The organism is Hydrotalea sp. GW822-HT8A01 (genome assembly GCF_058798575.1).
The window spans coordinates 939,564-966,048 of the sequence record NZ_CM179506.1 but is presented as its reverse complement, the minus strand read 5'-3'; the positions used below and the strand labels follow the sequence as shown (position 1 = coordinate 966,048).

Below are 26,485 nucleotides of genomic sequence, written 5' to 3'. Positions count from 1 at the left end.
CAATGGCAGAAAATAAAAACAATTCATCCGACATCATCTTGTATAGTTCCCCCGAAGGAAACATAAAGGTAGAAGTCATTTATTCGGGGGAAACCTTTTGGCTAACCCAAAAACGGATGGCTGAACTTTTTGGCGTAGAAGTTCCAGCCGTGAGTAAACACCTTGCAAATATCTTTGAATCAGGCGAATTGGTTCAGGAGGCAACTGTTTCCATTTTGGAAATAGTTCAACAGGAAGGCAGCCGAAACGTAACCCGAAAAATGGAGTTTTACAATCTGGACGCCATTATTGCTGTGGGTTACAGGGTAAACAGCCGTCAGGCAACCCAATTCCGAATTTGGGCTACCAAAACCCTTCGGGAGTTTATCATCAAAGGTTTTGTGCTGGACGATGAACGCCTGAAACAAGGAAAACGCTTTGGTAAGGACTATTTTGATGAACTCTTAGAACGCATCCGTGAGATACGGGCAAGCGAAAGGCGTTTTTATCAAAAAATTACCGACATCTACGAGCAGTGCAGCATTGACTACAATAAAGAAGCGGACATCACACAAACCTTTTTCAAAACCGTTCAGAACAAATTGCATTGGGCAATTACGGGCAAAACGGCTGCTCAAATCATTGCCGAAAGAGCCAAAGCATCAGAGCCGAACATGGGCTTACAAACTTGGAAAAATGCACCTTCAGGCAAGATTATGAAAACCGATGTGAGCATTGCCAAAAACTACCTGATTGAAAAGGAAATCAAAGAACTGGAACGAGTGGTTACCATGTATCTGGACTATGCCGAAAATCAGGCTGCAAGGCAGATACCGATGAAAATGGCTGATTGGGTGCAGAAAATTGATGCGTTTCTGCAATTCAATGAATACAAAATTTTGAAGGATGCAGGAAAAGTAAGCCATGAAGTTGCCAAGAAACTAGCTGAAAAAGAATATGAGAAATACCGCATCAAACAAGACAAGACTTTTGAAAGCGATTTTGATAAAGAGGTAAAAAAGATAACACCTCCCAAGAAGAAGAAATGAGCAAACCCATCACCGAAAATATCATTGAGCAGTCAGCGATTGAAATTTTGCAATCGCAGGGATGGGAATACGCCAACGGCAAAGAGATTTCACCCGAAGGGCTTTTTTGTGAAAGAGAAAATTTCAGTCAGATTGTTTTGATCAATCGGTTGAGAACTGCCATTGCCAAAATCAATCCTACAATTCCTTTAGATGCACAAGAAGCAGCCGTTCAAAAGGTGTTGCGTATTGCTTCACCTGACTTGTTGCACAACAACGAAGAATTTCACCGTCTGTTAGTGGAGAAAGTAAAAATACCTTATCAGGAAAACGGTTATGAACGCAGCCACGAAGTTGCATTGATTGACTTTGAGCATCCTGCCAACAATCAGTTTTTGGTAGTGAATCAATACACCATCATTGAAAACAATCAGAATAAACGACCTGATGTTTTGCTGTTTGTAAATGGGTTGCCTTTGGTAGTGGTTGAACTGAAAAATGCAGCCAGTGAAAATGCAGACATCAAAAGTGCTTATCAGCAAATACAAACTTACAAATCGATTATTCCAAGTTTATTTACTTACAACGCCATCTGCATTTTATCAGACGGTTTGGAATGTAAAGCAGGAAGCGTTTCAGCAGATTTGAGCCGATACATGACATGGAAAACGGCTGACGGTATAAAAGAAGCATCACGATTTAAGCCACAATTAGAAACCTTATTGAAAGGCATGTTGCAGCCAGCAACTCTTTTGGATTTAGTTCGCAACTTCATTGTCTTTGAAAAATCGAAAAAGGAAGATGCAAAAACAGGATTGATACAAATTCAGACTGTAAAGAAATTAGCCGCCTATCATCAATTCTTTGCTGTAAACAAAGCCGTTCAATCAACTGTAAACGCATCAGGTGAAAACGGAGATAAACGAGGCGGTGTTGTTTGGCACACACAAGGTTCGGGCAAAAGTTTGAGTATGGTTTTCTATTCTGGAAAACTTATTACTTCACCCGAAATGAAAAATCCAACCATTGTGGTAATTACAGACCGTAATGATTTGGACGACCAATTGTTTGACACTTTTGCTTCATCAGTTCAGTTGCTAAGACAAGAACCCGTTCAGGCAGAAAACAGAGAACATTTGAAAGAATTGTTGAAAGTGGCAAGTGGTGGAATTGTATTTACAACCATTCAGAAGTTTTTGCCCGAAAACAATAAATCCGTTTACGACCAACTTTCTGACCGTAAAAATGTAGTGGTGATTGCAGATGAAGCACACAGGACACAATACGGTTTTGAAGCGAAATTAGTTGATGAAAAAGATAAAGAAACCAAAGAAGTAATCGGAAAACGCATTGCTTATGGTTTTGCCAAATATATGCGTGATGCTTTGCCAAATGCTACCTACATTGGTTTTACAGGCACACCGATTGAAGGCACAGACGTAAACACTCCGCAGGTTTTCGGCAATTACATTGACCGATACGACATTAAAGATGCTGTTGATGATGGAGCAACAGTTAAAATTTTCTATGAAAGTCGATTGGCTAAAGTAAATCTGGACGAAGAAGGCAGACGATTGATTGAAGAATTTGATAAGGAATTAGAACAAGACGAAGAACTCACCGAAAAGCAGAAAGCTAAAGCCAAATGGACAAAGTTGGAAGCCATTGTTGGGCATCACGACCGAGTAAAAAATTTGGCAAAAGACATTGTAACGCATTTTGAAAAACGGCAAACTGTTTTTGAAGGCAAAGCAATGATTGTAGCCATGAGCCGAAGAATTGCAGCCGACCTTTACAAAGAAATTATCGCACTTCGCCCCGATTGGCACAATGATGATTTGACCAAAGGAGCTATAAAAGTGGTAATGACAACCAACAGTGCAGACGGTCCTGAATTTTCAAAACATCATACCACCAAACAACAACGCAGGGATTTATCGGAACGGATGAAAGACCCTGCTGATGAATTGAAATTGGTAATTGTTCGGGATATGTGGCTGACTGGTTTTGATGCTCCTTGCTTGAATACTATGTATGTTGACAAGCCCATGAGAGGACACAACCTAATGCAAGCTATTGCAAGAGTAAACCGTGTTTTCAAAGACAAGCCAGGCGGTTTGATTGTGGACTATTTAGGCATTGGAACAGATTTGAAAAAGGCACTTTCATTTTATGGTGAAGCAGGTGGAAAGGGCGACCCTGCCGAGAACATTGAAAAAGCATTTGAAATTTTCAAAGAGAAATTGGAAGTCGTTCAGCAAATGTTCAATGAAGACAGCATCACCCGTAACGATATTTTAGTTGAAGAACCCGAAGCATATTATGAAGGCAGTTTCAAATTCAACTACCGCAGATTTTTTGTTGTAGATGCACAGGAAAAACTCTCCATCATTCTGCAAGCAGAAGAACACATTTTAGGCTTACAGGATGGCAAAGAAAGATTTATCAGAGAAGTAAGTTTGTTAAGTCAGGCACTTTCACTTTGTATTACCAAAGAAGAAGTTCAACCACATTTACCCGAAGTTGCGTTTTTCCAAGCCATGAAAGCAAGGTTGGCAAAATTTGATGCTCCAATTGGCGGTGGCAAATCAGATGTAGAAATTGAAACTGCGATTAAGCAAATAGTTGATGAGGCATTGAGCAGCGATAAAGTAATTGACATTTTTGATGCAGCAGGAATTGACAAACCCGAAATTTCAGGACTAGAAATATTATCAGACGAGTTCCTTTTGGAAGTTCAGGGAATGCAGCATAAAAATTTAGCAATCGAATTGCTAAAAAAGATTCTGAACAACGAACTGAAAGTAAGAGCCAAGACAAATCTTGTAAAGAGCAAGAAACTTTTAGAAATGTTGGAAGGTGCTATAAAACGCTATCAAAACAACTTGCTGACAACGGCTGAAATTATTCAGGAACTCATCAACATTGCCAAACAAATTAAAGAAGCTGACAAGGAAGGAGAAAAACTCGGTCTGAATAATGATGAAGTTGCTTTTTACAATGCCCTCGAAATAAACGACAGTGCAGTTCAAGTTTTGGGTGACGACACATTAAAAGAAATTGCAAGAGAAATCGCAGACAAAGTAAGAGCAAACGCAACAATTGACTGGACAATTAGAGAAAGTGCAAGAGCAAAACTCATGGTGCTTGTAAGGCGGACATTAAACAAATACGGCTATCCACCAGACAAGCAACAAAAGGCAATTGACACAGTATTAAAGCAAGCAGAATTATTAGCAGACAATTTAACAGCATGAGAACAAGCCAACGCACAGGTGTAAGCACATTTGCAAGCCGCACAAGCCCAAGCTCAGGGCAAAGCTTGCAAAAGAGCTTCCACCTTTCCCTCGCAGACAAAATTGAAACCACTTGCGGTTCACGAACACCTTTAAAAAACAATTATGAAGTGAGTAATTAAAAAATCTTCTCCCCTAGTGAAAACAAAATACGCAACCGCAAAGTCCAACACGACACGGGCAATGACAGTGAAACTCAACGACAATGGTTTTCAGACACGGTGGACAAGAACGCCAGCTGGTAACAGCGGTTTTGCGTCATGCGGGGTGAAGTGCTTAAATTCAAGTGCAGTTTTTCAATTTAACTTTAGTGCTGGGTTGACAGTTTTGTTCCCTGAAATCCCGCACGAACGCAAAGCCGCAAAACGTTATGTGTCACCCTATTGAAGCATCCTGCACATATACAATCATCCATGACTTTGCCACCCGACCCAACGCTATTTTTAGCACATGGCAAGGCACACAAAACCCAGACACAAGGCCAACCTTGCCAAGAGCTAAAAATGCTAACACACTGCCTACCCACCCCAGCTGACGAATATCTATCATCAGTAGCAATGCACTTCAGCAATATATCTTTATTCAATACACCAAGCCTACCCACCACCCAACTGGCAGACAATTAATAATTTGCCTTTGACAATGACAGCAAACAGGTTATAAAAACTTAACTTAGCGACAAAACATTTAAGTGGACACAGCATATAGTGATATGAACGATACCAAACAAGTAAAAACAAAAAAGCGGGTTGCAGACCATGGAGAAGTGTTTACAAGTGACCGTGAAGTAAACGCAATGCTTGACTTGGTAAAGCAAGAAACAGAACGCACGACCATTGACTGGACAATTAAAGAAAGCGTGCAATCAGCATTAAGACGAAACATCCGAAGGATTTTACGCTTACGCGGTTATCCGCCAGACTTGCAAGAGAAAGCTGTTGAGACAGTAATCACACAGGCAAAGATGCTTGCTGAAGATTTATTAAATGGTGATAAAGAAAATTAGCAGACGCACCAAGTCAGGCACATTATACATCATTAGTAAAGTTTAGGTGTGGTAACTCAAACTTAGCTAATATGGGCGGTTCTTAGGAACTGCCCTTTTTTATTTGTAATTTAGTCGGACAATAGTGTAAAAAAATGATAAATGAATAGTTTCTTCCTACTCTTTCATCATTACATCACTAATGCTGGGATAATGGTCAGATAAATGCAGGGGGAATGTTTGGTGTTGAATGGGGATGATGGGTTTGCGAAGCAACATCACATCAATACGCAGGGTAGGTGAAATACTATCGTACGTATTGCCTAAGCCAAATCCGGTTTTTAGAAAGGCATCTTGTAATCCTTTACTGAGCTGGTGGTATACATAAGAAGAAGGCACTGCATTTAAATCGCCACAAAACACAAAGGGTAGCCCCGTTGTATCCATCACTGCACGAATACGGACTGCCTGAGCTACATGCACCTTATCAAAATAACGCAGTTTTGCAAAGGTAGATTTTTGTAAAAAAAGTGTAGTATCAGGTTTATAGAACTGCGATTCAACCGGCATGGCCTGACTGCTGTGCAAATTCATGGAACGCAAATGGGCATTGATGATACGGAACCTTTGTTGCCCATATTGAATGGTAACCCATTGAAAATCTTCTTTAAAATGCTCGGGATTGGGCAATGGAATGACGGCAGAATCAACAATCGGTAAACGCGAAAAAATGACAATACCATTTTGCTGTAGGTTATTCCCATCAATGCCAAATGAAAAATTATTGACAAAAGCTGTGTAGGGATAATGCAAAGAATCGCGGATATAAGGCAAGGTGGAACGAAATTTTTTCCCCGTAGCGGTTGCAAAGTCCTGAAAGCAAAGAATATCGGCATTCGATTGTTGAATAAAGGCAAGCATTTGCCGACGGGGATTGCCGGGTATATCATTTGCAATGGAAGCATTTAAAAATTCGTTCACATTCCATGATACAATACGAATGCTGCCTGCAGATTTTTCCATTGTAAAGGGTTTTCCGGGATGAAACCCCCAAACCGAACGAATATTGGTATATCCGCAAGCCAATACTAAGAAAAACAACCAACTGTATTTTTTAAATAGCAGAAATGATATCAGGCAAACCCCAATCATCCCTGCCAACAGCAATGGGAAAGCCAGCGATAGAAAAGTCATAGGCCAAAAATGAATCGGGTTTACAAAGGGTGTAAGTACCGATAGCGCATACACACCACTATAGCCTATGCAAACAATTCCTGTAAATTTTTTGAAAACAGCTATTGCAAAAAAAGCCATAATGGGTTATAAATCTTTACTGGCCTTTTTTAAAAATTCTTTTTCTTCCTCACTCAGCATGTGGTAGCCATGCTGGTTAATTTTATCCAAAATATCATCTAAACGCTGTTGGGTAATATTCGGTGTTTTTTGAAAGGGCTTTGTATTGCTCTGGTAAAACAGTTTTTCTTTGATAGTTGCAGTTTTGTTTTTCTTTTCCGGATTAAATAGATCATCTACCCATTGTACCGTACGGTGCATCCAGTTGCCCCAGTCTTTGCCTCTTTTTAATTGGCGTATGTATAAGAAACCCACCATGCCGCCTGTTAAATGAGCAATGGCATTACCGCCGTTTTGGCTGGCAATGGTTGCGTAATCAATGGCTACAAAAATTAAGGTTAGTACCCAAATGGGAATACCTCCGTTAATAAGTGGAAAAATTCTATAATCGGGGGCTAAGGTGGTAGTTGCCACGGCAATACCCATTACCGCTGCACCTCCGCCCATTAATGCAGGAGTAAATGCAATGTTTTGGTATAATGCAGGAATTAAGTTAACACTCAACACAAATGCAATACCGCCAAAAAAGCCTCCATACAAGTAAATGGGCATAATATTTTTATTGCCGGCTAAATCTTGTAAAATATAACCAAAAGCCCATATCCATAAAACGGTGCTGATAATACCCCAAACGCTGTAGGTGGTGAACATATAGGTAAGAATGGTCCATATTCTGGGGAAGAAAATTGCTGTATCGGCGGGTAGTGTCAGCCAGTTTACAATTTGTTTTTGAAAAAACAGGCCTGCGGTTGCATTGCTATCGTAAGAAAGGAAGTAAACAATTTTGATGAAAGTAAGCGATACAAAAAAAAGTGCATTCAGAATAATCAAAAAAACCAGTGCATTATTGTTTTCACCTAATAAAGGTCTTCTGCGGGTATTATGCATTTCGCTCAGGTTCATACATTAAAATTGCAAAAAATTACGCAATTAGAAGGTTAAATTGCTTTAATAAAACGAACTTCTGTTGTTTTTGTTCCAGAAATACACCAAAATAATACCTACCAAAGCACCGCCTAAGTGGGCAAAATGGGCCACATCATCGCCGGCTGAGTTTTTAATGCCTAAGTACAACTCAAATGCGGCATACATGATTACAAACCATTTGGCTTTAATGGGTACAAAGAAGTATAAGTAAATTTTTGTATTGGGAAACAAATAGCCAAAGGCAGCCAAACAGCCAAAAACGGCTCCCGATGCACCAATGGTAGCTTCATTAAGACGGTCTAAGAAATTAACTTTGTACAGTTGTTGGGTGGTGGGGTCTAAACTATTAAAAGCATCAATTAAGTGCTGGGTTTGAAAGTACAACACAATTAAGTGGCTAAAAGCGGCACCCAAACCACAAATAATATAAAAGGTTAAAAAACGTTTGGGCCCCCAAAGGTTTTCTAATACAGAGCCAAACATCCATAAAGCAAACATATTGAAGAAAATATGTTCAAATCCGCCATGCATAAACATGTGCGTAATCAATTGCCAGGGTTTGAACAATGGGCTTTGAAAGGTGTGCAGGGCAAACAAATCATCCATATTAATGAAACCTTGCCTGCCAATCGTTATTTGTGCCAGAAATACCAAACCATTAATAATGATCAGGTTTTTAATCACCAATGGTAAAATCTGAAATCGTCCGGGCCTGAATTCTGTCATGCTACAATATTATGGGTTTATAAATGCTTCTTTTAACCGAAGCTGCACAATGTTTTCAATATGGAAGGTATGCGGAAACATATCTACCGGCTGCACCTTTGTAACGGTGTATTTTTCATCCAGCAAAGCCAAATCTCTTGCCTGTGTGGCCGGATTACAGCTTACATATACCACCAAAGGGGCAGCAATATCCAATAATTTCCGTGTTAATTTTTCGTTCATGCCTGCCCTTGGCGGATCGGTAATAATCACATCAGGACGGCCATTTTGTTCAAAAAAATCATCGGTACAAACTTTGTTCACATCCCCGGCAAAGAAGGCGGCATCCTGAATGCCGTTTATGGCAGCATTTTCTTTGGCATCTTCAATGGCTTCGGGAACCGTTTCCACCCCAACAATTTTTTTGGCCTGTTTGCTTACAAAAATACCAATACTTCCGGTTCCGCAATATAAATCATACACGGTTTGCGTGCCATTTAATTCGGCCAATTCGCGAATGAGGCGGTACAGTTGTTCACCCTGTGCAGTATTGGTTTGAAAGAATGATTTAGGCCCAATTTTAAATTGAAAATCTTCCAGGGTTTCAATAATAAAACCTGGCCCTTTCCAGGTATGCACGGGCAAATCATAAATGCTGTCGTTAAATTTTGGATTGATGGTATACAGCAGGGTGGTAATTTCAGGAAATTGGCGGTCAATGTTTTGCAGCAGAGCTTCGCGCAGCGGTTTGTCTTCATAGCCCATTACAATATTCACCATCAGTTCGCCCGAACGGGCCAAACGAATCATAACATTCCGCAGCCATCCGGTATGCAGGCGTGCATCATAAAAGGGAATGTTTTGTTGCCGGCCAAAAGCCACAATGGCCTTCCTGATGGCATTGGCCGGTTCGTTTTGCAGGTAACAGGTATCTATTTCCACCACCTTATCAAAAACTCCTTTGGCATGAAAACCACCATAGCCGGCTACTTCGTTCCCGGCAATTTCATGGGCCGGCAGTTGTTTAAAATCGGCTTTGGGAATGTATTTTTTATTGGAAAAAGTAAACTCTAATTTGTTGCGGTAGCCCTTGGTTTCGGCAGCGCCCACAATGGGATCAAACGGTGGAAGGTTAATTTTGGCAATACGGATAAGATGGTCGCTAACCTGTTTTGCCTTGTATTGTAATTGCAAGGCATAAGGCAGCATTTGCCAGGAACATCCGCCACAGGTACCAAAATGACTGCAAAAAGGTTGTTCGCGTTGAGGCGATAATTGTGTAAAGGCAATCGCTTCACCCTCCGCCCAATCTTTCTTGTTTCTGTGCAATAATACATTTACCACATCACCGGGTACTGCTTTTTCAATAAACAGCACTTTCCCGTTTATACGAGCAATGGATTTGCCTTCGGCAGCATAATCTTCTACCAAAATATTTTCCAGAATAATTCTTTCCTTCTTTTTTCTCACAGGCGCAAAAATAACATCCTAAGCCTTTGATTGCGTATTTACAACTATTAAAAAAGGTTTTTATGGAAGGATTAACGCAACCTTTACTACCATTCCTTACATTTACAATATCTATTTTTACAGTATGAAGAACCTCCGCCTCGTTTTTTGCATCGCATTGTTGTTACCCTTTTGTGTCATAGCACAACAAAAAAAAACACCCGTTCACACTACTTCTGCAACCGGGCATAACATACATATACAATTAAAACCATTTAAAAACACCACTATTTATTTGGGTACCTATTATGGCAAGGGTAAAACATTAGCCGATTCTGCCGTGCTAAACAGCAATAGCGAAGGTGCTTTTAAAGGCAGTAAGTCCTTAACGGAAGGGATTTATTTTGTGGTATCGCCCCAATACACCATACAATTTGAAGTGTTGATTGGTAAAGAACAGCATTTTAACATTGTGGCCGATTCAGCTAATAAATTGCATCCCTTAATTACCGGCTCACCCGATAATACTTTGTTTTTGCAATATTCTCAAGAAAGTTACCGGTTGGGTAGTGATATAGATGCCCTGCAAAAATCATTGGCCTTGCAACATACCCGTGCTGATTCTTTAAAGATAGAAGCACAATTAAAAAGCCTTTCTGAAAAATTACACCAGAGCCGCGAAAATATTATTCATCAACACCCTAACTCATTACTCGCTTTTTTATTACAAGCCATGCAGCGCCCCGAAATACCTGCTATACCGGTAGTAAACGGCAAGCCCGATTCGTTGTATCCTTTCAGATATGTAAAAGAACATTATTGGGATGATGTGTTGTTTAATGATGACCGCTTGCTGCATACACCCTTCTTCGAACCAAAATTAGATGATTATTTTAAGTATTATGTATCACCAGCGCCCGATTCTATTATCAATGAAGTAAATTATATGTTACTCTCTGCCCGTACCGGTAAAGAAATATATCCGTATTTGCTTACCAAATTCACCAACAAATACCTCAATCCCGAATACATGGGGCAGGATAAAGTTTTTCTTTTTTTATATGAAAACTTTTATGCCAAAGGCGATACCGTTATTCTGAATGCCGAATCTAAAAAAATGATTACGGACAGGGCTTATAGTATGATGGCCAATCAAATTGGTGCACAGGCACCCGAACTGAATTTAACCGATACAGTAGGTAAAAATATTTCCTTATACAGTTTAAAGGCGCCATTTACCGTAGTAGTATTCTGGGATCCCACCTGTGGTCACTGCAAAGAAGAATTGCCCCGTATTGATTCTATATACAAAGCACGCTGGAAGGCGATGGGGGTAAAATTATACAGCGTAAATGTAAATGAAGCAAGAATGGATGATATGAAGCAGTTTGTTCAGGAGCATCATTTTAGTCCCGATTGGTTGATTACCTATCAAACCAAAGAAGCCCGGTTAGCTGAACAAAAAGCCAATGAACCCAATTACCGGCAATTGTATGATGTGTTTAAAACACCTACTTTGTATTTGTTAGATGATGAAAAGCACATCATTGCCAAACAATTAACCATTGAGCAGATAAATAATTTGATGCAGGTTAAACGCACTCAAAAACAATAAAAGCATTTTTTCTTTCCTAATGTAAACAGCTTGATGTATTTTACTGGTTCAAACATTGCGGCTATTCCTTTTAAATAGGCAGGCTGCTTAAAACAGACGATATGCAATACATCAAAGCTTTATTCCTACTGCTTTTAATATCTACTTCCGCTGAAATGGTAATGGCACAAAGTGCAGTCACTTCTCCGTTTGATACCACCATGTATGGTCGAAATGAAAAAGCCGGACACTATGTGCATACAAGAGGTATCAATATGTACTATGAAACCTATGGCAACGGTGCCCCCTTGCTGATTATACATGGCAATGGCGGTTCCATCAATAATTTTCTATATCAAATACCTTATTTCTCAAAAGAATATCGGGTAATATTAGCCGATAGCCGGGCACAGGGCAAAACAACCGATACCGGCGATTCATTAAGTTATGAAATGATGACTGATGATTTAAATGCCCTGCTCGATACCCTGCAAGTAGACTCCTGCTATGTAATTGGCTGGAGCGATGGCGGCATTAACGGTTTGTTGCTGGCTATTCGCCACCCTGATAAAGTAAAAAAATTAGCCGTAACCGGCGCCAATTTATGGCCCGATACAACCGCCATTGACCCTTGGGTACGCCAATGGGCACTACATTTAAACGATACTTTGGCCAAAATGCCCGCCACCCCGGCGGTAAAAAGAGAACGCAAGTTGGCACATTTGCTATCGTACGAACCGCATATTACCCTGGCACAACTGCATACCATACAATGTCCCACATTGGTGATTGGTGGCGATCATGATGTGATACGCCCCATTCAAACCCTGCTGATAGCAGAAAACATTCCCCAATCGTATTTATGGATTTTACCCAATTCCGGCCATTCCACCCCCATTGTGTATAAAGACGATTTTAACCGGCAGGTCGATTTGTTTTTTAAAACACCCTACCGCAACATTGAAAAAGAGGCGCGGTTTGAATAACCCATCGGTTAAAAATTACCCGGCCGGTAGCACCCCTCTTCGATACTGCTTCAAAACAACAGCGTTGCGCAACGCTGTAACTCCGTAATTGCCTGCCGGAATGATGGGCGATTGCTTAATTTAAATGTCATTAACAATCTTGATCTGATATACTTGCCCAAAAAACTAAAATGACTTTTGGATAGGTTCAATTGAAATGAAGTTTGGATGCAGCTAAAGCACTACAAAATTTACAAATCATTTCATAGAAATAAAACTGAGTGTAAGTTTACTATCTGATTGAAATGATTTTAATTTTCAATATTCAGTTTCCTATCAGTTAAGATATTTTTTAACTTCTTTACGTTAAATTGATATATATAAAAAAGAATATTTTATTAGGGGGAATAAATCATTACAGCATAGTGCAGGACAGTTGGTAAAATAACATTTTTTATTTTTAGGTAATTAAAATAATTTATCGCTATTGATTTTTATCTGACTAATGCTACTAATTATTAGTTATATAGCGTAATATTTTTATTTTAATGTTTAATAATTAATCTAAAACTGATTGCTATGCTAAAAAAACTACTTCTGTTTTTAAAACAGAAAAGAGGCTCAATGATTGTTTTCTTTCTGTTTTTCTCATCATTTTCAATTGCCCAGCAAAAAATTACAGTAAATGGAACTGTTGTGGGAGAAAATGATGTTCCATTGTCAGGTGTGTCTGTGCACGTAGCAGGAACTACAACCGGCATCACTACGGATGCGCAAGGAAAGTTTACGTTGCAAGTTAATAAAGGTGCTACGCTTGTTTTGTCGTTTGTGGGTTACGAAGAAAAGCAAGTAAAAGTAAATAATGGAGGAAGTGTTGGAAATATTCAGATGGTTTCAACAGCTTCTGCTGCATTAGGGGAAGTGGTGGTAGTGGGTTATGGAACTCAGAGGAAAAGAAATGTAACTGCTGCTGTATCTTCTGTTGATGTTTCAAAATTAAAGGATGTTCCTGTGCAGAATGTATCGCAATTATTGTATGGGCAGGCTGCTGGTGTGACTGTACAGCAGGCAACCGGTTCTCCCGGCAGGGAATTTACGGTTACCATTAGGGGTACGGGTTCTTTGGGAGCAGGAAGTGCACCTTTATATGTAGTTGATGGATTTCCAGTAGGTACTTCTATTGGTCAAAATTTAAATCCGAATGATATTGCATCAATTACTATATTAAAAGATGCTGTTTCTACAGCCATTTATGGAGCCAGGGGGTCAAACGGTGTTGTCTTGATTACCACTAAAAATGCTAAAAGCGGTGAAGTGAGTTTAAAGGCTTCTGCAAATTATGGTGTCCAAAACATACCAGACTCTAGAAAAACAAAGGTGTTAAATGGTGTGCAATTTGCCCAGTTTAAGAAGGATATTTTTATGGATAAAATTCGATATTTCGAGAACAGGGAGCCTGCTATTGACGAAGTTCCTTTGGATTATCGGTATCCTGAACAAACTAAATATTCTACAAATTGGTTTAATGAAATCCTTAACAAAAATGCATTGTACCAAAATTATGATATTACACTTTCTAGTGGGAAAGGACCTATTAAATCATTAGTTTCGGTTGGATATATTGATCAGAATGGGTTGTTACTTAATACTAATTACAAACTTTATTCTGTTCGTGCTAATATTGGTGGGCAAGTAAATAAATTTATTAATATGGGACTGAATTTAAATGGTTCCTTTTCTGATCAGAATCAAGCTAATACTGAAGGGCGTGATAACTTAGTGGGTTCTACCTTGCTGATGGATCCAAGAGAACCTGTTTATAATGCAGATGGTACTTTCAATGGTTACATCGGTGGCCATGACGGAATTTTTGGATTTCCCAATCCTGTTATGGTTTTAAAAAAGACAAATTCAAATTATACCAATACTAATATTACAACGAATGGATTTTTGGAATTTTCTTTTTTACGAAATTTCAAATTTAAAACAGCAGTAAATGTTGGCCTCTATAGAGGTTCTGTCAAGCAGTTTGTCCCATCTACTATTTCCGGGGAAAATGCTCCTGCCCCCAGAGATGCTTATGAAAATGATTCCTACTCTGATAGAATGAATCTTTCGGCTGATCAATTGCTTACATACAATAAAGAACTCGGAGATCATCATTTTGATGTATTGGTCGGATACACAGCGCAGGAGGAAACTACAAAAGGACTTTCTGGTAGTGGGGATCAATTTCCTAATGATTTGGTTCCATTTCTGAATGCGGCGATAATAAAATCTGCTAGTTCAACAGAATATGGCTGGAGTATGGCAGCCTTGTTTAGTAGGTTAAACTACTCATATAAAGGTAGATATTTGTTTTCTGGCACTTTTCGAAGGGAAGGAAGTTCCAGGTTCGGTTTACAAAATAAATGGGGAAATTTTCCTGCATTATCTGTTGGATGGAGAATCTCAGATGAGTCGTTTATGCCTAAATTCAGATGGTTAAATGACTTAAAGCTAAGAGGAAGCTGGGGCATTACAGGTAACAATAATATTGGGAACTATACAAGTTTATCTTTTATGAGCCCAAGTAATTATGTTTTCAATAACAATTATGTTAGCGGATTGGTTGTGAGATCTTTTGCAAACTCTGAGTTAGGCTGGGAAAGAGCTACGCAAACAGATATTGGTATAGATGTTTCTGCCTTTGAAAATAAACTAACATTTACTGTAGAATATTATAAAAGAATAACAAGCGACATGTTATTATCAATTCAGTTGCCTGCAATCTCAGGATTTACTAGTAGTTTAGGTAATGTTGGAAAAGTGGAAAATAAAGGATTGGAATTTTCTGCTAATTTTAAAACTAAAATAAACGAAATCGGTTTTTGGACTAATTTTAATATTTCATTTAATCGTAATAAGGTACTTGCTATCCGTGGTGTTAATGATGAAATTTGGCAAGGTGATTTGTATAGTGATTATAATGTTTCAAAAGTTGGCCGGCCCATTGGTATGATATATGGTTTTAAAGTACTTGGTATTTTTCAAAGCCAAGATGAAATTAATAAATCGCCTAAACAGGACGGTGCAATTCCGGGTGTTTATAAATATTATGATGCTAATGGTGATGGAATAATATCTTATGATACTAAGGATATGGTTGAGATAGGAAATCCTTGGCCAAAAGGTACCTGGGGTTTCACACTTGGCGGAGATTATAAAAAATTCGATCTAAGCGTTTTGTTAACTGGTGCTTATGGTTATGATATAGTGGCACAAATACAGAAGTCCACTATGAATATGGATGGGGTTTTTAATGTGTTAACCGTAAGTAAAGATAGGTTCAGATCGGCACAACAACCAGGGAATGGGATTTACGCTACTACTAATACATGGAAGTGGGAGCGTGAAAGCAATTCACGTTATGTTTATAACGGTAGTCATATGTGGGTAAAAAATGTAAGCTTGGGTTATTCTATTCCTAAATCGGTCTTGAATTTTAATAGTGTGAGGCTTTTTGTAAGTGCCCAGAATTTATTTTTAATTACAAGTTATCCTGGGAATAACCCTGATGTTAATAACCTGGGTGGCACAAGACCAGGATTTGACGATGCCGCTTACCCTGTTTCCAGAACTTTCTCTATTGGAGCTAATCTAACATTTTAAAATTTTAAAAAAATGAAGAATATAATAATAATTTTGCTTGGTATTACTCTCTGCTTTGTTGAATGCTCATGTAAAAAGGAGTTCCTTAATAAAACAGATCCTACCCAAATTGGGACAGACGTCTTTTATAAAAATCAATCTGAACTGGAACAGGCGGTTAATGGGGTCTATGGGCAATTACAGGGGATCATTAACGACCAGTGGCTATTTAATGAATTACCCTCAGATAATACAACGATTGACTTTAATCCGGGTGACCGTGGACAAGCACCCTCAATAGAGGCGTTTGAATTTTGGACCTTTAATTCTGGAACTGGTAATATTGATGGGATGTATATTGCTTATTACAACGCACTTTTTAATATCAACAACACGCTGGCAAAACTTAAAAACGCCAGCACCACAGCTATTTCCGATTCCATAAAAGCCCAATTTGAAGGACAACTTAAATTTCTCCGAGGATATTACTATTTTGAATTAACCCAATATTTTGGAGATGTTGTTCTTATTACTCAGCCATTAGATGTACCTTCTAAAGCATGGGATTATTTAAGAGAGCCTCAGGTAAAAGTATATACCCAAATTGAAACAGATCTTAAAGATGCCGTTTCGTCGCTTCCGTTGAAATACAATTCTGCAAATGTAGGTCGGATAACCAAAGGAGCTGCATTGACTTTATTGGGCAAGGTTTATCTTACTGAAAAAAAGTACCCGGATGCCGTCAACGCTCTTAGCCAGGTTCTACCGTTGGGATATTCTTTGGTACCTAACTATGCAGATGTTTTTGATCCCCAAAAAAAGAATGGTCCTGAATCTGTTTTTGAAGTACAATACCAGGGTGGAAATGATTTGGGAGAGTGGAGTAGTTTTATTTATACTTTTGCACCAAGGTTATCACAAGGTACAGTTACAGGATGGCCTCAGAGTAATCCGGGTGGGTGGAACATTCCGACTAATGATATGATTGCTACTTATGAGCCTGGTGATTTACGTAAAAATTCCTCCATTGGTTTAGACTTTAGAAGTCCAATTACTGGAGATGTGGTTCCTTATATTAAAAAATATGATCATCCACATACTATATACGGCCGTACAGATGATGACTGGCCTGTGTTAAGATACTCTGATGTATTGTTGATGCTTGCTGAAGCCATCAATGAACAAACTGGGCCTACCTCAGAAGCTTATGGCTATCTAAATCAGGTACGTCAAAGGGCAGGCCTTCCCGCAGTAAGCGGACTGGACAAACAATCTTTCCGTGATACAGTACTGCACGAAAGGAGGGTTGAACTGGCATTTGAGAACTGGCGCTGGTTTGATCTAAAACGAACAAAAACCCCAGAAGAACTTTCGCAATTTCTTAATTCTTATGGAGCCACCGAAAAGGCTAATCCAACAGTAAGCAGACAGGGTATTCCTTATTCTAGCGGAGATTACATTTTCCAGCCTTTTCAAAGTTTATATCCAATTCCTAGTAATGAAATTTTAATTAATAGTAAATTAACTCAAAACCCTGGGTACTAAAAATATGTAAATTATGAAACAAATTTTTTTTTATAATTCTTGTAGAACAATATTTGTAGGTGTTAGTTTGTTTTTATCCATTCAGCATTTGGAAGCACAAAATAATAATATCTCGATTAGTTGGAACAAAACGATAATTATATCTAAAACTACTCCAACGTTACAATTAGTTGAAAATCCAATGGTGCGTCCCGGTTCGCCCATACATAAACCAACTTTTAAGGCTTTAAAAGAATTAGGGGCCGATTATGTTAGATATGTTCCGTGGTTTCCCTATCCTAAAATGGCCGTAGCAGAATTAAAACCACCAACTGGTAACAAAACCTTCTGGGATTTTACTTATTTGGATAGTACCATGCAGGCCTTTATGGAAGCCACACAATGGCATTCCGTAATAATAAATTTCAGTACCACTCCTGCTTGGATGTGGAAGACAGATGCAGTGGTGAAATATCCGGAGGATCCTTATCAAACCTGTTGGGATTATAATCAGGGAACCCAGCTCAGGGATACCACCATGAAGGAGGTAGCCGGTTACTTTGCCCGGTTGGTAAGCTGGTATACGAAAGGAGGATTCACTGATGAACTGGGTAAATATCACAAGTCAGGCCATTATTATAAAATTCCATATTGGGAAGTACTTAATGAGCCGGACTTAGAGCACAACATTTCTCCACAACTTTATACAAAAATGTATGATGCAATAGTTATGGCCATAAAAAAAGTTTCGCCGGAAACAAAATTTGTGGGGATGGCCCTAGCCTTTTCAAATAATCCGGAATGGTTTGAATATTTTCTCAATCCTGCAAACCATAAAAAAGGTGTTCCATTAGATGGTATATCTTATCATTTTTATGGAGGCAGAGATGCTGCTGATCAGCCATTGGATGTGTATCAATATTCTTTCTTCAACCAGGCAGACGGGTTTATTAATAAAGTCCGCTATATCGAGAGTATTCGTAAAAGGCTTTCACCACACACTTTTACTACCATAGACGAAATAGGGAACATACTGTCTAGGGACGGCGATAAGCCCATTCCGGATGCTTATTGGAATTTATCCGGAGCCATGTACGCCTATATTTATTTAGAACTTTCAAAGATCGGTATTGATGCTGCAGGCGAGTCGCAACTTGTTGGCTATCCTACGCAATTTCCGTCAGTAAGCATGATGGACTGGGAAAATGGGAAACCTAATGCCCGCTATTGGGTATTAAAACTTTTAAAAGAAAATTTTGGCCCCGGTGATAAATTAGTAGCTACCGGTATCAATACCTCAGATGTAAGCACGCAGGCCTTTGAAACAAAGGAAGGAAGAAAACTATTGCTAATCAATAAAAGGAATAAGGCTATCCGCCTTCAACTGTCGGATGCATCAGGTGGATGGGCTAACTATGTGGATATAACCACCGGTGAAAACCCACCACAAAAAATTAAATTAAATGATAATAGCATCCTGCTTAACCCGTTTTCTGTTGCAGTTATTCAATTCAGGAACTAAACTTGGTTTTATAAATTTATTACCTCTATTTGCATTAGTAAAGATTTATTGTAAAAAAGATTTATCACGTAAGCAATTAAAATAAGGCAAATCATGATGTACCGGATTATTATGTTTTTGCTCTCAGTAATTTTTTGTCAAAATATAACAGCGCAGGAAGAAGGTTATATTGATAAGCGGCCTAAGGCTCATCTTAGAATGAACGCTATTGACGAGGGAATTGTTTTAAGATATGGTAATGGTCCGGATAGTTGTGATGTATATGGAGCCAGAGAAGCTATTGTAAATAAAGATAATGGAGTCTATTATTTATTTTACGATGGAGCTGGCAAAGATGGCTGGAGGGCCTGCCTTGCAGAGAGCAGAGATTTAAAATCATGGGTCAAAAAAGGCGCTATTCTGAAATTAGGCGAGCCGGGAACTGATGATTCAAAAAGTGCATCAGCACCCTGGGTTATAAAGGGAAAAGATACCTGGCACATGTTCTATTTGGGAACGCCCAATACTACCCCTGCACCAGATCGTATCCCTGCTTTCCCATATCTTACTATGAAGGCTCAATCCAAATCTTTGGAAGGCCCCTGGATAAAGCAATATGATGTTACGCCTTTTCCACTCGGGGAGAAAAGTTTTTATACCGTTACAGCCAGTCCGGGCTTTATTGTAAAAATTAAAAATGAATACGTCCAATTTTTCAGTGGTGCAACACAAGATAGTACTGGAATAAAAAGAACACTGGGTATAGCACGTACACAGGATTTAAATGCTTCATGGATTATTGATAGTTTGCCTGTTGTTTCATCAGAGGAGCAAATTGAAAACTCATCCATGTATTATGACAAAACCAGTAAATACTGGTTTTTATTTACTAACCATATAGGTATTGATACCAACAAAACAGAATATACAGACGCTATATGGGTTTACTGGTCGAAAGATATTAATAAATGGAATGCCGCTGATAAGGCGATTGTTCTTGACAGCAGCAATTGTATTTGGTCGAAAGGCGCTATTGGAATGCCCTCTGTAATAAAAACAGGTAACAGGCTTGCTATATTGTACGATGGCTTTGAAGGTTACAGTACTTATCACATGAAAAGAAATATCGGATTAGCCTGGCTTGAATTACCACTTAAAATTCTAGGGAGAGAAACAGGTTCTGAAAAATAAAAATATTTAAAAGCAGGAAAAGGTAAATGAAAAAAAATGATATTACATTAAGAACTGGCTTGTTTGGAATAGGCTTAGAAGCTTATTGGGAGCAGTTTGCAGGATTAAAAACAAGGCTGGAAAATTATATCAGCATTGTAGCGTCTAACCTTGAAAGTTATGAATGTGATGTAGTCAACCTGGGTTTAATAGATACTCCCGAAAAAGCATTTGAGGCAGGCAGCCTGTTTCGGAAAGAAGATGTGGATATCATCTTTTTGTATGTAACCACTTATGCATTGTCATCAACCGTTTTGCCGGTAGTGCAAAGGGCTAAGGTGCCTGTGATTATTTTGAATCTTTCTCCGGAAGCGGCCATAGATTATGCAGCATTCAATAAGATGGAAGACCGGATAAAGATGACCGGGGAATGGCTGGCATACTGTTCGGCCTGTCCGGTACCGGAAATAGCCAATGTATTCCATCGTGTAGGCATCAAATTTCATCAGATAACCGGTATGCTGCATGATGATGAAGCATGCTGGAATGAAGTAAGAGAATGGGTTGCAGCGGCAAAGGTAGCCCACATCATGTATTACAACCGTTTGGGATGTATGGGGCATTATTATAGCGGGATGTTGGATATTTATACCGATCTCGCGAAACTATATGCGCATTTTGGAGGGCACATAGAACTCATTGAAGTAGATGAACTGGTATCACTTCGTGAAAATATTTCAAAGAAAGAAATTAGGGGAAGGGTAAAACTTTTTTACAACGAATTTGATGTTCAGCAGGATTGCGCAGAAGAAGAGCTGGAAAGAGCAGCAAAAACCTCAGTTGCTTTAGACAGGTTAGTAGAAAAATACGACTTGGGTTCAATGGCTTATTATTATAAAGGAACAGGGAATAAAGCAAATGAAGATGCGATTAGCTCTATTATTTTGGGTAATTCTTTACTTACCGCAAAGGGTATTCCTGTAGCAGGTGAGTACGAGATAAAGAACGCCCAGGCAATGAAAATAATGGACAGCTTTGGAGCCGGAGGATCTTTTACAGAGTATTATGCCATGGATTTTAAAGATGATATAGTACTGATGGGTCATGATGGGCCGGGGCATATTGCCATAGCAGAAGGGAAAACAAAAGTACGTCCTCTTCATGTTTATCATGGAAAAGTAGGGAATGGATTATCAGTGGAGATGTCTGTGAAGCATGGGCCGGTAACATTGCTATCGGTTGTAGAAAAAGTAGATGGGAGACTCATGTTATTGACAGCAGAAGCAGAATCGGTGCCAGGACCCATTTTGGAGATCGGCAACACCAACAGCCGGTATAAATTTTCAATCGGTGCCAGAAAATTTGTAAATGATTGGAATAGTAATGGCCCTGCTCATCATTGTGCTGTGGGTATTGGCCACATTAGTTCCAAAATTCAGAAGTTGGGAGATTTATTAAATATGGAAGTGGTAAAGGTGTGTTGATCACTTATTTTATAGGGTACACTTAAGGCCACCTGAAAAATTTAAGAAATATCTTTTAAAAGATTGAGAATCTTGAGCCAGTCAATTATTATAAATCAAAGCTGATCAACATCAATGGATAGAAGGAATGCCAGGAAGGAAGTTATCATGTGCATGATATATTTCACATAGTGAAATTTCTGGATGCTGTGAAAAAGGGAAATTGATTCTACACACAATTTAGTTGATTTTTTAAAATATTCTAAATAGCCATGATTTTTATAGAAAAATACGATTGAGAATAGTAACCATTTAAATAAATCATAATGACAGTAAATAAAAAAACTCAAATAGTTGTTATTAGTATTTATTTCGTAATTGTAGTGCTTCTCTTTTATGGTTGTGGTATAAAACCTGTTCAGTCTGATATAAAAACTTTCAAAGAGGCTTTTCTTAATCCTCCTGATTCATCCCGTCCTGGCGTTTATTGGTATTTTATGGATGGGAATCTCTCACAGGATGGCATGACTAAGGATTTAGAATCAATGAAAAAGGCCGGTATTCGAAATGTCATATTCCTTGAAGTAAATGTAGGAATTCCCCGCGGCCCTGTTGATTTTTTAAGTACCCAATGGCAGCAATTGTTTAAGCACGCAGTGATTGAATGTGAAAAGTTAGGAATCAGAATGACATTGGGAATAGGGCCTGGATGGAACGGAAGTGGCGGGCCTTGGGTTGCTCCTGACCAGTCGATGCAACATTTGGTTTCCAGTACAATTTATGTTTCAGGACCAGGTAACCATAAAATTAAACTCCCCGTACCATTACCCAAAAAGCCATATTTTGGTGAAGGAGTGTTTTCTCCGGAATTAAAAAAACAATGGAATGATTTCTATAAAGATGTTGCCGTGCTTGCCTTTCCAACTCCTGCGCTTAATAAAAAAATAGAAGACATTGATGAAAAAGCACTTTATTATCGTGCTCCATTTAGCTCAAAACCAGGCGTTAAACCGTTTTTAGCTTCATTTAGTGATTATGCGGATGCACCTGCTGCAGACATCAAAAAAAATCAGATTATTGACCTTACGGATAAACTTCGGCCTGATGGAACATTAAACTGGGTAGCTCCTGTTGGTAACTGGACGATCATGAGATTTGGAAGTCGCAACAATGGGGCTGTTACCCGCCCCGCACCTGTCCAGGGTTTAGGATTTGAAGCTGATAAATTTGACACAGTTGCTTTAAATGCTCATCTTGAAAAATACGTAGGTACCATTCTCAATAATATAGGAACTATTGATACAACAAAGTTCGGAGGGTTACATGTACTCCACATAGATAGCTGGGAAATGGGATCTCAAAATTGGACACCAAAATTCCGGCAGGAATTTATTAAAAGAAGAGGATATGATCCTTTACCGTTTTTTCCCGTTTATGCTGGCAATATTGTAGAGAACCGGGAGGTAAGTGAACGGTTCTTATGGGATTTGCGGCAAACTAGTCAGGAATTAGTTTTAGCATATCATGCCTGGCAAGTAAAAAAATATGCGCACCGACACGGGTTGAGATTATCTATTGAACCCTATGATATGAACCCAACTGCAGACCTGGAACTTGGCTCAGTAGCAGATAATCCAATGTGCGAGTTTTGGAGCAAAGGGTATGGATTTAACTCTTCGTTTAGTTGTATAGAAGCGACTTCTGTTGCACACATTCAAGGAATCCCGGTCGTTCAGGCAGAAGCCTTTACCGCCGGAGGAAGCGAAGCGTGGAAACAATATCCCGGATCTATGAAGAACCAGGGAGACTGGGCTTTTGCAGCCGGTATTAATCGTTTTTTTTATCACACTTTTGAACACAAACCCTTAGCTGATTCATTACGTCCCGGCATGACGATGGGTCCGTATGGAGTTCATTGGGATAGAAAACAGACATGGTGGCCGATGGTATCTGATTATCATACTTATATTTCCCGTTGTCAGTATATTTTACAACAAGGAAAATCAGTTGCTGACATTTTGTACTTAACACCAGAAGGCGCCCCGCAGGTTTTTCTTCCGCCATCATCGGCAATGGTGGGTGATTCTATTCTTCCCGATAGGCGTGGATATAATTTTGATGGATGTGCTCCCGGGCAACTATATTCTGCTTCGGTAAAGAATCATCAAATCATATTCCCAAGTGGTGCTACCTACAGATTAATGGTTTTGCCAGCTGTTGCAACTATGAGTCCAGCGTTGCTTGGAAAAGTTAAAGAACTTATTAAAGATGGCGCTGTTGTTATAGGCAATCCTCCCCGAAAATCACCAGGTTTATCTAATTATCCAGAATGTGACCACCAAGTAGGGGTAATGGCTAAAGAACTGTGGGGAAGTATGCAGGTTCCTGATGAAGTGTCTGATCGTATTTATGGAAAAGGGAAAATTATATGGGGTAAAAATCTTATCAATCAAAAGTTGGGGACGCTTTATCCTGATTATGATTTTACTTCCAACCTACTAAATAAAATGGATGTGAAAAAAGATTTTGAATCATCTGCATCGCTTCGTTATACACATCGAACCTCAAAAGACTGGGATATTTATTTTGTATCTAATTATAGCAATCATCCTGTAAAAGCTAATTGTATTTTCCGTTCGAATAAGGGATATCCTGAACTTTGGGATCCTTTAACCGGCAAAACAAGGAGATTGCCTGAATTTTCTGTAAATGATGAACAAACCACCATGCCATTGCAATTTGATACTTACCAGAGTTACTTCATCGTATTTGCAAAAGGCTCAATAGGAGCAACAGTCCGGGGAAAGAATTTTCCTGAAATGGAAAAAATAGCAACATTAAATGGGCCTTGGATGTTAGCTTTCGATTCTAAATTGGGAGGACCTGAAAAAGTAAAATTTGATACCCTTATGGATTGGACTTGCCGCTCGGAAAATGGTATAAAATATTATTCGGGAATAGCAGTTTATCAAAAGAATTTTGATCTCCCTACAGCAGGCGATACCAGCAATCATAAACGGCTTTACCTTGATTTGGGAAATGTGAAAAACATGGCCCATGTAGTGATAAACGGACATGATTTGGGAGTGGTATGGACCGCCCCATGGAAAGTAGATATTACAGGAATAGTAAAACAAAAGAATAATCAGTTGGAGATATCAGTAGCTAATCTATGGCCAAACCGTTTGATTGGTGATGATCATTTGCCGTATGATGGTGTAAAAGATGGGCAATTTCCCGAATGGCTTTTAAAAGGTGAAAAACGAACAAGTGAAAGATATACATTTACAACTTATGACCCATATAACAAAAACTCCCCTTTATTAGAATCAGGATTGATTGGGCCGGTTATCATTCAAAGAGAGGTTTTTTAATGAATGTATTGGTGCGAAATAAAAACACGATTTTTTCATAATTAGTCAACCCTCAAAAAGTAATTTTCAATGTTCGATTAAAAATATTGTTGCAATAAAAATTAAAAAGTTGCAAAAATTTGAGTGCCCAAATAGCAAGTTGCTCTTTCCATTTGTTCATCATTCGTTTAAAATTGATGGCTGATGCTGCTAACATTACATTGATGGCATCCCCAACTGTTCCCTTCAGATAATTTCTTGCCATTCGGTAATCTTGTTTTAGATGACCAATCACCGGTTCTATTGCGGCTCTGCGACTGTGTCTTTTTCTTTTCGTTGCTGTAATGTTTTTATCAGGCTTTGGCGTGTGCAATGTTGTATTGTTAATCATCTTCGCACCTCGGTAACCTCTGTCTAAAAAAATATTCTTGGGTTCTTTTTTCATCAATCTTTCATATTGCTGTATTGCTGCCGGTAATGTTTTTGAATCGTGTACATTATCGCTAAAGTTTAATGCACCTACAACTACTCCGGTGTTTTGTGTGATTAAAAATGATGCTTTGCTACCAAACTCAAACTTCTTATGCTCTTTGCCTTTGGTGTAACATTTTACTTCTGGCTCATGAAGACTGTAGGTTTTATTGCTGTCACTTCTTTTTTGTGCTAATACTTTTTTAAACAATGATACATCCATTGCATACTTACTTGCATCATCGGGTTCAAGTTTTCTTTCTATCTCCCGAACCAATCTGCCTGCTATGGTTTTAATTTTTTTGCTTGCCTTTCTTGCTTTTGCAAAGCCGCCTTTGTTTTTCTTAAACCGTTGTATGGTGCTATGTTTCTTTACTGTAAACTTGTAACTCTGACGCAACTCGATGTTTTCTTCTGCTGCTATCTTCTGACATTTTACAATTATTTTTTTGTACAACTTATCATCGGTTGGATAAGTGATATTCTTTTCCTGCACTGTTGTATCACCGCTTAGATTATCATCATCTGCATCTTTACCATTGATGCGCATACTTTCTTTGAAAATTAATTCTACACCTTGTTCACCAATACGTTTTCTGAACTCCACCAACTCCGTTGCAACACATGGTGGTTTAACTGAAAATAATTGTTCGCCACCAAAGTATTGATAGTACGCATTCTCAGCCCACTGTTCTACCACACTCTCATCACTTAAATTGCGAAGCTGTTTTAAAATCAGTAGTGATACCATTAGCCTGATTGGTTTGGCAGGTGCTCCCTGAGAGGCACTGTAATGCTTTTTAAACGCTTCGTCAAATATTTTCCAATCAATCCTATTTGCTAAAATATACAGCGGATGCCCGTGGCTTAACTGCTCTTCAAACGTACTGTAAAAACCAAGTTGGCTTGTTGATTTTTGCTTTGCTAACATGCTACAAATTTGCAAGCTTTTTTATCCTTTTCTTTCTTTTCCTGCAACCTTTTTTATCCGCATTTGTTCATAAACTATTGATCCCATTGTGTTCTATTCGTTTTTGAGGAACGACTAATTAGATGATATGGTTTTAAAAGGGGTACTACTACTAAATTTAA

16 protein-coding genes are annotated in these 26,485 nt (G+C 38.8%); 11 read left to right on the top strand and 5 right to left on the bottom strand.

The genetic code is table 11. The features are described 5' to 3' along the window. Window positions 1-2: 2 nt before the first annotated feature. From AC3QLY_RS04210 to AC3QLY_RS04200, 3 genes are all read left to right on the top strand, one after another. Window positions 3-1,028 carry a virulence RhuM family protein gene (locus AC3QLY_RS04210; RefSeq protein WP_074419424.1) on the top strand — a complete coding sequence of 342 codons (1,026 nt, stop codon included), beginning with the start codon at window positions 3-5 and terminating at the stop codon, window positions 1,026-1,028. Beyond that, window positions 1,025-4,264 carry a type I restriction endonuclease subunit R gene (locus tag AC3QLY_RS04205; protein ID WP_074419423.1) on the top strand — a complete coding sequence of 1,080 codons (3,240 nt, stop codon included), beginning with the start codon at window positions 1,025-1,027 and terminating at the stop codon, window positions 4,262-4,264. The genes AC3QLY_RS04210 and AC3QLY_RS04205 overlap by 4 nt, the downstream gene beginning before the upstream one ends. 751 nt (window positions 4,265-5,015) lie before the next feature. After that, window positions 5,016-5,309 carry a type I restriction enzyme endonuclease domain-containing protein gene (locus tag AC3QLY_RS04200; RefSeq protein WP_074419422.1) on the top strand — a complete coding sequence of 98 codons (294 nt, stop codon included), beginning with the start codon at window positions 5,016-5,018 and terminating at the stop codon, window positions 5,307-5,309. A gap of 156 nt (window positions 5,310-5,465) precedes the next feature. On the opposite strand, the gene AC3QLY_RS04195 is transcribed toward AC3QLY_RS04200, so the two are convergent. From AC3QLY_RS04195 to rlmD, 4 genes are read right to left on the bottom strand one after another with little or no spacing between them, the layout of a single operon-like run. Continuing rightward, complete coding sequence (locus AC3QLY_RS04195; protein ID WP_492990711.1) at window positions 5,466-6,602, bottom strand: endonuclease/exonuclease/phosphatase family protein; 1,137 nt, start codon at window positions 6,600-6,602, stop codon at window positions 5,466-5,468. 6 nt (window positions 6,603-6,608) lie between these two features. Next, on the bottom strand, window positions 6,609-7,544 hold the full coding sequence (locus AC3QLY_RS04190; protein ID WP_074419420.1) for a rhomboid family intramembrane serine protease: 936 nt from the start codon (window positions 7,542-7,544) through the stop codon (window positions 6,609-6,611). 45 nt (window positions 7,545-7,589) lie between these two features. Continuing rightward, window positions 7,590-8,294, bottom strand: coding sequence for a rhomboid family intramembrane serine protease (locus tag AC3QLY_RS04185; protein WP_074419419.1), 705 nt, complete (start codon window positions 8,292-8,294; stop codon window positions 7,590-7,592). A gap of 9 nt (window positions 8,295-8,303) precedes the next feature. Next, window positions 8,304-9,743, bottom strand: coding sequence for a 23S rRNA (uracil(1939)-C(5))-methyltransferase RlmD (gene rlmD / locus AC3QLY_RS04180; protein WP_074419863.1), 1,440 nt, complete (start codon window positions 9,741-9,743; stop codon window positions 8,304-8,306). A 124-nt stretch (window positions 9,744-9,867) separates the two neighbouring features. Here rlmD and AC3QLY_RS04175 point away from each other — a divergent pair, with 124 nt between their 5' ends. The 8 genes from AC3QLY_RS04175 to AC3QLY_RS04140 all read left to right on the top strand — a co-directional run bounded on the left by AC3QLY_RS04175 (window position 9,868) and on the right by AC3QLY_RS04140 (window position 24,943). After that, window positions 9,868-11,337 carry a TlpA family protein disulfide reductase gene (locus AC3QLY_RS04175; protein ID WP_081301262.1) on the top strand — a complete coding sequence of 490 codons (1,470 nt, stop codon included), beginning with the start codon at window positions 9,868-9,870 and terminating at the stop codon, window positions 11,335-11,337. A gap of 101 nt (window positions 11,338-11,438) precedes the next feature. Beyond that, window positions 11,439-12,302 carry an alpha/beta fold hydrolase gene (locus tag AC3QLY_RS04170; RefSeq protein WP_074419865.1) on the top strand — a complete coding sequence of 288 codons (864 nt, stop codon included), beginning with the start codon at window positions 11,439-11,441 and terminating at the stop codon, window positions 12,300-12,302. 558 nt (window positions 12,303-12,860) lie between these two features. After that, window positions 12,861-15,932 carry a SusC/RagA family TonB-linked outer membrane protein gene (locus AC3QLY_RS04165; protein WP_492990707.1) on the top strand — a complete coding sequence of 1,024 codons (3,072 nt, stop codon included), beginning with the start codon at window positions 12,861-12,863 and terminating at the stop codon, window positions 15,930-15,932. A 12-nt stretch (window positions 15,933-15,944) separates the two neighbouring features. Next, window positions 15,945-17,456: a RagB/SusD family nutrient uptake outer membrane protein gene (locus tag AC3QLY_RS04160; protein ID WP_074419867.1), complete on the top strand. Its 1,512-nt coding sequence runs from the start codon at window positions 15,945-15,947 to the stop codon at window positions 17,454-17,456. Window positions 17,457-17,469: 13 nt separating this feature from the next. Further along, window positions 17,470-18,957, top strand: a complete 1,488-nt coding sequence (locus AC3QLY_RS04155) for a GH39 family glycosyl hydrolase (protein WP_074420945.1) — start codon at window positions 17,470-17,472, stop codon at window positions 18,955-18,957. A gap of 93 nt (window positions 18,958-19,050) precedes the next feature. Continuing rightward, the gene (locus AC3QLY_RS04150) at window positions 19,051-20,127 is read left to right on the top strand and encodes a glycoside hydrolase family protein (RefSeq protein ID WP_218836931.1); all 1,077 of its coding nucleotides are present in this window, start codon (window positions 19,051-19,053) and stop codon (window positions 20,125-20,127) included. Window positions 20,128-20,153: 26 nt separating this feature from the next. Further along, entirely contained in the window at window positions 20,154-21,590 is a 1,437-nt protein-coding gene (locus AC3QLY_RS04145; protein WP_074419869.1) for an arabinose isomerase, read from the top strand. A 305-nt stretch (window positions 21,591-21,895) separates the two neighbouring features. After that, the gene (locus AC3QLY_RS04140; protein WP_074419870.1) at window positions 21,896-24,943 is read left to right on the top strand and encodes a glycosyl hydrolase; all 3,048 of its coding nucleotides are present in this window, start codon (window positions 21,896-21,898) and stop codon (window positions 24,941-24,943) included. A 52-nt stretch (window positions 24,944-24,995) separates the two neighbouring features. Here AC3QLY_RS04140 and AC3QLY_RS04135 read toward each other — a convergent pair whose 3' ends face one another. Continuing rightward, a complete protein-coding gene (locus tag AC3QLY_RS04135) occupies window positions 24,996-26,324 on the bottom strand; it encodes an IS5 family transposase (RefSeq protein WP_074420946.1) in 1,329 nt (442 codons plus the stop codon). Between the last annotated feature and the right edge of the window lie 161 nt (window positions 26,325-26,485).